General features: G+C 64.8%; 8 protein-coding genes and 4 pseudogenes. 5 read left to right on the forward strand and 7 right to left on the reverse strand.

Translation table 11 applies throughout. From position 1 onward, the window contains the following. Nucleotides 1-107, reverse strand: a pseudogene (locus IE136_RS35040) (transposase); the annotation flags it as partial. A gap of 211 nt (nt 108-318) precedes the next feature. Here IE136_RS35040 and IE136_RS35045 point away from each other — a divergent pair. The 3 genes from IE136_RS35045 to IE136_RS35055 are packed head-to-tail and all read left to right on the forward strand — an operon-like array spanning nt 319 to nt 5,205. After that, nucleotides 319-681, forward strand: a complete 363-nt coding sequence (locus IE136_RS35045) for a hypothetical protein (RefSeq protein ID WP_189602548.1) — start codon at nt 319-321, stop codon at nt 679-681. Continuing rightward, nucleotides 678-3,764, forward strand: coding sequence for an ATP-binding protein (locus tag IE136_RS35050; protein ID WP_189602549.1), 3,087 nt, complete (start codon nt 678-680; stop codon nt 3,762-3,764). The genes IE136_RS35045 and IE136_RS35050 overlap by 4 nt, the downstream gene beginning before the upstream one ends. Further along, nucleotides 3,757-5,205 carry a hypothetical protein gene (locus tag IE136_RS35055; protein WP_189602550.1) on the forward strand — a complete coding sequence of 483 codons (1,449 nt, stop codon included), beginning with the start codon at nt 3,757-3,759 and terminating at the stop codon, nt 5,203-5,205. The genes IE136_RS35050 and IE136_RS35055 overlap by 8 nt, the downstream gene beginning before the upstream one ends. A gap of 222 nt (nt 5,206-5,427) precedes the next feature. Here the strand turns inward: IE136_RS35055 and IE136_RS35060 are convergent. From IE136_RS35060 to IE136_RS35070, 3 genes and pseudogenes are all read right to left on the reverse strand, one after another. Then, a protein-coding gene (locus IE136_RS35060) for an IS5 family transposase (RefSeq protein WP_373309221.1) occupies nt 5,428-6,227 on the reverse strand; the annotation gives its coding sequence in 2 pieces (ribosomal slippage) (nt 5,428-5,879 and nt 5,879-6,227; 801 coding nt in all). A 66-nt stretch (nt 6,228-6,293) separates the two neighbouring features. Beyond that, nucleotides 6,294-7,102, reverse strand: a pseudogene (locus tag IE136_RS35065) (IS5 family transposase). A gap of 73 nt (nt 7,103-7,175) precedes the next feature. Next, nucleotides 7,176-7,463: a hypothetical protein gene (locus IE136_RS35070; protein WP_189602551.1), complete on the reverse strand. Its 288-nt coding sequence runs from the start codon at nt 7,461-7,463 to the stop codon at nt 7,176-7,178. A gap of 475 nt (nt 7,464-7,938) precedes the next feature. On the opposite strand from IE136_RS35070, the gene IE136_RS35075 reads away from it, so the two are divergent. After that, nucleotides 7,939-8,424: a hypothetical protein gene (locus tag IE136_RS35075; RefSeq protein ID WP_189602552.1), complete on the forward strand. Its 486-nt coding sequence runs from the start codon at nt 7,939-7,941 to the stop codon at nt 8,422-8,424. Between the two features lie 30 nt (nt 8,425-8,454). On the opposite strand, the pseudogene IE136_RS36345 reads toward IE136_RS35075, so the two are convergent. Further along, nucleotides 8,455-8,619: pseudogene (locus IE136_RS36345) on the reverse strand (transposase); the annotation flags it as partial. A gap of 24 nt (nt 8,620-8,643) precedes the next feature. Here IE136_RS36345 and IE136_RS35080 point away from each other — a divergent pair. Further along, nucleotides 8,644-8,949 carry a hypothetical protein gene (locus IE136_RS35080; RefSeq protein ID WP_189602553.1) on the forward strand — a complete coding sequence of 102 codons (306 nt, stop codon included), beginning with the start codon at nt 8,644-8,646 and terminating at the stop codon, nt 8,947-8,949. A 17-nt stretch (nt 8,950-8,966) separates the two neighbouring features. Here IE136_RS35080 and IE136_RS35085 read toward each other — a convergent pair whose 3' ends face one another. After that, nucleotides 8,967-9,302 (reverse strand): hypothetical protein, encoded by a 336-nt coding sequence (locus tag IE136_RS35085; RefSeq protein WP_189602554.1) that lies wholly within the window; start codon nt 9,300-9,302, stop codon nt 8,967-8,969. Nucleotides 9,303-9,804: 502 nt separating this feature from the next. Beyond that, a pseudogene (locus IE136_RS35090) lies at nt 9,805-9,896 on the reverse strand (IS5/IS1182 family transposase); the annotation flags it as partial.

Here is a 9,896-nt window from a genome sequence, read left to right on the forward strand (position 1 = left end):
TCGTGCAGCCTGCCCCACACGCCCGCCCTGGACCAGATCAGGAACCGGCGATGCGCTGTCGACTTCGATATCCCGAAACAGGGCGGCAGAGCCCGCCAGGCGCAGCCGTGGCTGCCTAGTGGCCAAGGGGCCACGCCTGAAGGGGACGCCCCACCTTTCTCAAGGTCTGGTCGAGTGGGCGGAGGGTGGAGCCCTGGGCGGCTGCCCCCGGCCGCCGGGCAGTCGCAGGACGTACCTCCGCATATGGGTTCTGCCTCGCCAACGCTCCCGCCAGAGAACGCGCATGAGGGGGCTGCCGAGGGGCAGGTCCGTGGTTTGATGTCCCGCTCTGAGCTAGGCGGCAGGGAGTCCGAACCAGAGGTGGTTTGGACCTTTAGGGTCGAGAGGTTCGACCAGATGGGCAACCGGGTGCAGCTCGTGCCCGTAGAGATGCGCGGCCGCAGGTTTGAGGGTTCGGTCAGCGACGGTGACTGGGTCCGTGCCCGGGGACGTATAAGGAACGGAACCCTGCATGCCACCCGGATTACGAACGTCACTACGGGAGCCGTCGTTCGAGCCAGGAGAGTTTCCAAAGTCATGATCTTCCTGGGGATTCTGGCACTGCTTGCCTGGATCGCCTGGATGGTGTTCGTGGTGATGGGAATTGACTCCGGCCCGCCGCCAGACTTCCCCGAGCCATGAACGAGTACGACACCACCTCCGAGGATCTGGACCGGCTGCAGCGGGCCGGGCCTCTTCCGCCAGTGCCTGAGGCGGGCAGCTGCTTTACCGAGGCTCCTGCCGATCTACGCGTGGTGATGAGGGTCAGAGGAGTCGGGTGCACCAATAAGGCTCAGGCTGCGTCGTCGGCCACCCGCGATCTTCTTGTCAGCCTCTACGGCTACCAGGTGCCGCTGGCATTCATCATCACTTCGGAGCCCGGACAGATCTCCATCCGAGTTGGCACCTGGTTGCCTGCTCAAGCCATACCGTCCGATGTCAAGGACAACGGGCGACTGGTGGAGACCGGCCTGCGGAGTCTGTATCCGGCGATCAATCTCCAGGCTGACGAACCCTCTGCCGGATCGTGGCCGCTGGGCGGCATCGTTATGGGAGTTCCCACACCCGACCCGCCTTCCGTCGCCACCGGGGAGCGTCAGCTCGACAGACTGCTGAGAGCCTTGAGCGACGTGCGCTGGGGCGCCCTTGTCCTGGCGCAGCCGGTAGGCGAGCCGCTAATACGCGACCTGAAACTGAAACTCATCAACGAGATGCGCTCGGTTCAAACGTCGGCAAGGCTGGGCGGTGTTCCGAGTCCGCTTGCCGATCACTACAGTGAGCTGCTTGGCGTCCAGTTGAGAGCCTTCACCGATGCCCAGGGAACAGGTGCCTGGCGCACTGCCGTGTACCTATACGGTGACAACGACGGATACCCCCATGCGGCGAGCCTGTGGCGGGGCGTCTTTTCTGGCGAGCATTCGTTGCCCGAGCCCGTGCGCGTATGGGACCACGTCGACGCGCCTATGTTCGCGGAAGCGTGGTCAATGCCCGACCCGGTCCCCGACCTCAGTGAACGCCGCTATTGCCCCCCATTCCAGCACCAGACCCTGCTCAGCTCCGCGCAGCTGGCCGCGTACGTCGCTTTCCCGACCGTCGAAACCAACGGCTTCACGGTCACCGAGGTACCGTCCTTCGACAGCGTTCCCCCACCTTCCACAAGCGGTTCACTGGTCTTGGGTACGCTCGTGGAGCGCCAGCGTGTCACTGCGACGCCCTACGGGCTGGACCCGGACAAACTGACCCGCCACGCTTTCGTCACCGGAGTCACCGGCTCGGGCAAGACCAACACCGTCTTCAACCTGCTGCGTGCACTCGACGCCCGCGACGTTCCCTTCCTGATTCTCGAACCGGCCAAGACCGAATACAGAGCGCTACTGCACGACCCTGGCCTCGGACGGCGCCTGCAGGTGCTCACGCCTGGCAACGAGACCGTGGCCCCCTTGCGCCTTAACCCCTTCGAAGTCCCGCGCGACATCCCACTCGCCGTTCATCTCGACCTGCTCAGGTCCGTGTTCAACGCCAGCTTCGGCATGTGGACCCCACTCCCCCAGATCCTTGAGGTCTGTCTGCATGACATATACACCGACCACGGCTGGGACGTCACAACAGACACCAACCGTCGCATAGATGGCAACGACCGATCATCCGCCTTCCCGACGCTGACCGACCTGGTAGCCAAGGTGGAGTACGTCGTCCCCCGGCTCGGCTACGAGGACAAGGTCACCGGCGACATGAAGGCCGCCCTGTCCACACGGCTCAACAGCCTGCGCACAGCAGGCAAGGGACACATGCTAGACACCCGCTCCTCCATACCCGTCGAGCAACTTTTCACCCGGCCGACCGTCCTTGAACTCGAGGGCATGGGGGACGACGACGACAAGGCCTTCGTGATGGGCCTGTTGATGATCCGACTGGCCGAGTACCGCCGCACCCAAGGGGACGCTGCCGGACTGCGACACCTACTTGTGGTAGAGGAGGCCCACCGGCTCCTCGCCAATACCTCCCCAGGCCGCGGAGGAGAAGGGGGCGAGGCCGACGCACGCGGAAAGGCAATAGAGACGTTCATGCACCTCTTGTCCGAGGTCCGCGCATACGGCCAAGGCGTGGTCATCGTCGACCAGATACCCACCAAACTCGCACCGGACGTCCTCAAGAACACCAACCTGAAGATCGCCCACCGCATTGTCGCCGGCGACGACCGCGAGGCCCTCGGCGCAGCCATGGCCATGACGCAGCATCAAACCGTCGCCTTTGCCACGATGCCCGTCGGCCGAGCGGCCGTGTTCACCGACGGCGAGGATGCACCCCTCCTCTTGCAGATACCGCTCGGCAAGGGCGGCACAGCCACATGGCCCACGCATCAGGAAGTCCGCGAGCACATGTCCCAAACCGGGCCGGACACCGCTGGCCCGCTTCTGCCCACCTCGGACTGCGACCTGCGCTGCCTACGGGCCCCAGAAGCCTGTCAAACCGCCAGATCCCTCCTCCAGGAACCAGTCATGAGGCGCTGTCTTGGCCGGCTGATCTACTCAGCCGTGCAGACCCAGGATGCTCTCACCAGGGTCTGGCCAGACGTCCTCGCCACTATCGAGCCTCGGCGCCCCCGGCACATCGACAGTCAAGATTTTTTCCGCTGCTTTGCACGCCACGGCGCCCGCCGTATCGCCGATGACCGCGGGGCACGTTCAGGGTGGACGTACGCCGACACCGCCGCCGTTGCTGACCTGATCGACCAAACCGTCCTCAACCACCTGGACGACCGCGACACAAACGACGACACAGGCAGACTGCGGATGCTGCTGCTCACCCTCCAGGGCGGCCACGGCCCCTTCCAGGCATGCCCACGCATCTGGGAAAACAGGCCCGGGCCCTGCCTGTGCCGACTACCCGTCGCCGAACTCGTCGACACGGGCGCGCACACTCAACCCTGGAGGGAGGCACGCGACACCGACCGGGCCTCACCCGATGGCGGACACCCCAACCTATGGAACGTGTGCCAGGACGCGGCCTACCACCTTGTCGAATTCCCAGTCGACGGACAGCCGACCGCACTCACAGCCCGGCTCAAAGACATCGTCGACTGCACAGCCCTCTGCTTCGCCCAGCACATGCTTGCGGCCGAGAAATGGGCGCACCCTGCCACCGAGCGGCGGATCCTGAACGCGCTGCTCACCGAAGCCGGCGGCCGGACGACCCATTCCGAAGAGGAAAACCCCGATGCCTAGGACAGATCGCTCATCGGACACGGGCGACAAGATCAAGGACTTTCCCCGCTCGAGCGCAACCGACCGCGGGACGAATTTGGACAGACTCATCGATACGCTGAGCAGCCCGCAGAAGGGCTCGCAGAGCGAGCCCCACGAGGCGCACGGTGAAGACCAACACGCCACCCGTCCCGAAGCTGGCCTTGGGGACGCACAACCTCAGCACCAGCACGCGACTGGCAACGACGATGTGTCTCCAGCCAGTCAACCGACGCAGCCTGTGGCAACAGAAGATCAAGCAGGCGACCCTCACACCACCGTCGCCTTCTCGGTGGACGCCTCTGCGGCTGCGAGCGGAACTGCTTTCCACCCGACACCGGCGCCGCCATACACGCCGCCGCAGCCGGAGGCGCCGTATGGACCGCCTCCACCGCCGCAGCCGGAGGCGCCGTATGGACCGCCTCCACCGCCGCAGCCGGAGGCGCCGTATGGACCGCCTCCACCGCCGAAGCCGGAAGGGCCGATTGGCCAGCCTCCACCGCCGAAGCCGGAAGGGCCGGACAGCCGTACGGACTCGGACGTCCGTGAGGAACTGGAGAAGAGGACGGGAAAGAGCTTCAACGACCTTGTCCTGGGGCTGGGCCGAGGCCCGATCGACCCCAGCAAGGTGTCGCCAAGGGAGGTCGAGCGCGAGCTCGGTCTCCGACCGATCCAGATGGAAACCAAAGAGCCCGTCGTCATCGACGGGGTGCCGACTCCGCATCGCTCCCAGCCGGATCGGTTCATCACCGTAGGTCGCGTCGGCCCCAAAAGCGAGATTGATGCGAAGAAAGCCGCCGGACAGCAAGCCGTCAGAGACGCCTCGTTCCAGGGGCTCGCGTCCGGAGTCGCCGGCACCAAGCCCGGTTCCGCGTCCGAGGGCCTGGTGAAGCCAGCGCCCGAGAAACGGCAGTACCAGCCCCGGCGGCCGTCGACCTACGAGCCACGCGAGGGTGGCTACCACCCCGAACCCCCTAAATGGGCAGGCGAAGGGCCTCAAAGCCCCGAGAACAACAGCCAGCTAACAGTGCCACGCGTTGTCGCGGGCGAAATCAAGTCTGCCAACTCGGCCGAGAAGGCCAAGAACAAAGCTCTGACGGACTGGGCCGCCCAACACCCGGATCAGTCCTGCGTGGCCGTCGTGACGTACGACGCCGATGGAAATATCAGCATGGACATCTATCTGGCAGGAGGAAATCAGGACCTGGTCTGGCACAACGGAAACATCGGTCACATCGACCCGTCGAAACTACCAAAAGATCCCTACGGAAAAAGCGCATTTGGCAACAAGATCGAAGCGGCCGTGAGGCAATACGTGGGTGAATACCTCGGCCAGCGTTTCCAGCCCAAGGCGCCGAGCGTAAAAGGCTCTGATCTCATACCGGGTGCCTCGATGGTTAAGATCAACCTGATCACGAAATAGCGGACAGCAACCTGACGCCGCCATCGGCAATCCACGTCGAGTACTGAGCATCTTCAGTGAGGGCTGGCAGGATCACCGCATGCTCATTACACCGCGCCCCGGCGCAGACCGGAAGAACATCCGGCAGGTCCTTAGCGGCGTCCAGACTACGGCGATGAACCTGCAACGGCCGTACGAGAACGCCTTCGAGGGGCTGCTGGCGTATCTGGATTAGAAGTCATCTCATTTGGCGAGCCTGCGGTAGCAGATGAGGGTGCAGGCGATGCTGGTGAAGGCGAGGAAGTGTTCGGCCTTGCGTTCGTAGCGGCGGTGGAGGCGTCGGCAGCCGGCGAGCCAGGCCATGGTGCGTTCGATGGTCCAGCGGTGGCGTCCGAGCCGCTGCGAGGACTCGATGCCCTTACGGGCGATGCGGTGCTTGATGCCGCGCTGGCGTAACCATTTCCGCAGGTGAGCGTAGTCGTAGCCTTTGTCTGCATGGAGCTTGCCGGGCTTGCGCCGTCGGCGCCCGCGGCGAGAGCGGATGGGTGGGATGCCACGCACGAGAGGTTCGAATGCCTGGCTGTCGTGCAGGTTCGCCCCGGAGATTCCGACGGACAGGGGCAGACCCGTCCGCTCGGTAATCAAGTGGATCTTCGAGCCGAACTTGCCCCGGTCGACAGGATTCGGACCTGTCAGGTCCCCCTTTTCAGGGCTCGCATGTTGACGGAGTCGATCGCGCAGCGGGACCAGTCCAGCTCGCCCCGGGCGCCGAGCTCGTCCAGGACCAGGCGGTGGAGCTTGGCCCACACCCGGGCCTTGCTCCACTCGGAGAACCGCCGGTGGGCTGTCGCCCCCGAGGGCCCGAACGACGCCGCGGGCAGCTGCTGCCAGGTACAACCCGAGGTGGCCACGAAGACGATCGCGGCCAGTACTTCACGGTCACCATGCCGACGCCGGCCACCGCCCTGAGGCCGCGATGGCGCCTCCGGCACCACCCGCTGGAACAGCTCCCACAACTCATCCGGCACCAGCCGCTCAACAATCCCCGCCACAACCGTCAGCCTACCCAACGACCCAAATGAGATGACCTCTAAGAGCTCGTAACACGATCATGAGCGGGATTTCTTGAGGCGTCGGTAGCAGATGATGCTGCAGGCGAGGGAGATGAAGGCGTCGTGGAGTTCGGTGCGGCGTTCCCAGCGGACGGCGAGACGCTTGAAGTGGTGGAGGAGCGCGAAGGTCTGCTCCACGACGTAGCGGAGCTTGCCCATCCCTTTGATGTTCGGACAGCCCTTGCGCGAGATGACCGGCAGGATCCGTCGCCTTCCGTAGCGCATCGCGGTTCGGGTTGGAGTCGTAGCCCTTGTCGCCGAGCATGGCGTCGGGCCGGCGGCGGGGCCGGCCCGGGCGGCCTGCGACGGGCGGGATCCCGTCGACCAGGGCGAGCGTCTGGGTGACGTCGTTGACGTTCGCGGCAGTGGTGAGGACCTTGAGCGGGGTGCCACGTCCGTCACAGATCAGGTGGTGCTTGCTGCCCGTCTTCCACCGGTCGACCGGCGACGGGCCGGTGTCGGGTCCCCCCTTTTCGCGCGGATGTGGGAGCCGTCCACGCACGCACGTGACCAGTCGAGTTCGCCGGCCGCGTTCAGCTCGCGAGCAGGACTTGGTGCAGTTGGTCGAAGACGCCTGCCTTCTGCCACCGGTCCAGGCGACGCCAGCAGGTCTGGCCGGAGCCGAACCCCATCTCAAAGGGCAGCAGTTGCCAGGCTATGTCGTTGTAGAGAACGAACAGGATGCCTTGGAGACAGAGCCGGTCCAACACCGGCCGCGGCCCCGGCGACCGCTCCGGCCACGGCGGCAGCAACGGCTCGATCAGCGCCCACAAGTCGTCGTCCACGATCCACGGTCGAGTACTCACATCATCACGAACGGCCGAATGCTCACACCGGGCACGGCCAACCAGCACACTTCAACAAGATCGTGTTACGAGCTCATAGCCACGCGGGCTCACATTTCTCGAGGCATTCGCCGCGCCCCCATACGCAGCAGCCGTGCTCGCGCGTGGGGTCTCGGTCTACGTATTCCGTGATGAGGCGGCCGTCTTCGATGTGGGACACGCCTATTTGCTTGCTGAAGTCGATCTTCAGGACGTCGCGTTCCAAGGTCATGCATTTGATCGCGTACTTATCGGCAGCCCGGGGGTACTGGGCGAACAGTTTGTCGAGTGCATCGAAGAACTCGGGGTCGCTTTGCGGCCCGCAGCTGGCTTTGGCGTTCATCGCAATGCTCCGAAGTGTCGAGTGCCCTGAACCCCCCAGGCGAGTGCGTTGAAATCCTCAACTGCCATCGTCTCGCGGGTTTCAGACCGACGCCACTCGAGCACCGTGGTTCCAGCAGCGACAGGTGAGGACTGGCGCTAAACGGGGCTCTGACGCGTGCCAGCAGCCATGCGTCTGCACCCCTCTCAGATGTCAACTATGTGACCCCCTACATGGCGCCCCTGCCCTCAAGTATTCCCGCCTACAGGGTGTTTTCACGATTTGCGTGGGTTCAGAACCTGGGCTTGTATGGGAGTGCGGCGAACACAGGTCCCACGATTCGGATCGTGACGTACCTCCGCCCCCACAGGCGCCGACGCCCGCGCACATCCAACTGCCGTCACTGCTCCGTATGCGGGCGCGCCGGAGGGGTGCGCCATGTGTAGTGGAAGGGCGGTCCGAGGCTCAACTGATCTGGAAAGCACGGAGAAATGTCATGGCTGAAAAAATCATTGACGTTACGCTGGCAAGCATCACTAACACGGGAAATCGCTCGGTATCCCCGTATGGGGGTATATCCGCTCGCTCGGTTCGCGTCAAAGATGAAGAGCATACACTTCAATCCGGGCTCCTCTATAACGTAGATGCGGGGCAGCCGATTCACGACAGTGGGGCACTATCCATCAAGCCAGGAAAGAGCCTGACATACAATTCCACAGTACGGCTCTCCATTTCCGCCTTCGAAGTATCGGAGACTAGCAATCTTAATCAGATGCTAATGATTGACAGTAGCCTTTGGCAGCACATGGTAATCAAGGGCGGGTCCAATGAAACTTACTATTTCGCAGGTCGAAAAAAGGTGTTCTTTATCGACCTCGAAGGATTTTTTGATTTCCCGTGGTCGTATAGAGCGCAATATCAAGATGATGTGCGCACCTTCGAGGCGAATTTTACAGTGAACCTTATTTCTTCCTCCGGGTGACACCGTCGCGATGTCTCGGGCATGGTCGTTCGCCCGCCAGCGCCTGGCGGTGTTGGAGATCCCGCCCGCGACCAGGTAGCGGATTGCGTCCAGCAGCTGGCGGTGGCAGTAGCCCTCGGGGCGTCCGCCCCGCCCGTTCAGCCAGGCCGGCACCGGCAGCAACGGCCGCACGGCCGCCCACTCCGCGTCAGTCATGTCCGACGGATACCGGCGCACCCGATGGGCGGTGACCAGCGGCGGGCGGTCCCGTCAGCCGGGCTGTCCCTTCACCACCTACCCACCGCCACCGCCCCCACCGCCCCGGACCCCCGCGAGCCGTGGACCGGCGAGAAGGAAGCTCTCGCCACCGGCGCGGCCGCCGGCAAGCGCGCGGCCGCGTGGATCCGGGCCCTACCCCCCGGCGATCCCTGGATCGTCGGCGCCCTCGCCGACGCGGTCGAAGACGCCGTGACCACCCTCGACCCAGGCGACGAAACCGCCCTCGACCCAGACGCCCGCGGAGGCCTGTCCGAAGCGACCGATTAGACGCTCAGCGGCCTCATCTACGCCATGCCCGAGGCCTCCACCCGGCTCTCTCCCGCACAACAGATCGCGCTCCTGGCCATCGTCCACTGCGCCGCCGGAATCCCGAAGCTGATGGCGAACGACCCGGGAACCGTCATCGAGGAAGCCGCTGAAGGGCTGCGTCGGGCAAGCTCGAGGGTCACGGGGACGATCTGCACGTCCGAGACGCCGGGCCGCGCCTCGTAGGCCGCCTTGTAGGTCTCGGCGGCGGCAGGGCTGAACGCGACTGCGGACTCCCGCCGCCCATCGATGCCGTCCTGTTTGAGAGCGGAGCAGAATGACGACGTCGAGGCCGCGCACTTCCAGCGGCGCATCCGTGCGTCCTTGTCGCGGCTGCCGTTCTCGCTATCGCCGCTGATGACCGCCGACGACGTCCGGGCCGCCGAGGTGTCCGGGACGTTGCCAGGGTGGTGATGACTTCCCTGCTTGGGATCGCCGCGCTCCGTCCGTGCCTCCAGTCACGGCCCTTCCGCCAAGCGTTGGATCGTCCTCCAGCGTGGGGCGTCGTCATCAGGGACGTCCGGAGACGCGAAGTGGAAAGGAACGCGAAGGTGGCCGGCCAGCACCCGGCCGGCTTCGGCCGCGGCAACACCAGGAGGAGGGCCGTCAGATCGGTGGTAGACGGTCGCCAGGTGGCCCTCCCCATCTGGGGCGTCCAGGACCGCGACCAGGAGCACGAACCAGTCGTGCACCGTATCGCCGTCCCAGAGCAGCTCCACTGCCGCCACACGGCCAGTCCTGGGCAGCCGCACCCTTCCGGCCTGCCCGATCTGCCGCCCGGACAGCGACCTCGGCATCCTCGAATAAGACCGTGTCCTATGTGGTGAGGCGGACCAGTCGCTTGTAGCAGCAGATGGCTGCGGCGAGGCCGAGGAAGGCCAGGTAGTTGCGGGGGTGTCGTTCGTAGC

Source organism: Streptomyces lateritius, from assembly GCF_014649715.1.
Lineage (GTDB): Bacteria > Actinomycetota > Actinomycetes > Streptomycetales > Streptomycetaceae > Streptomyces > Streptomyces lateritius.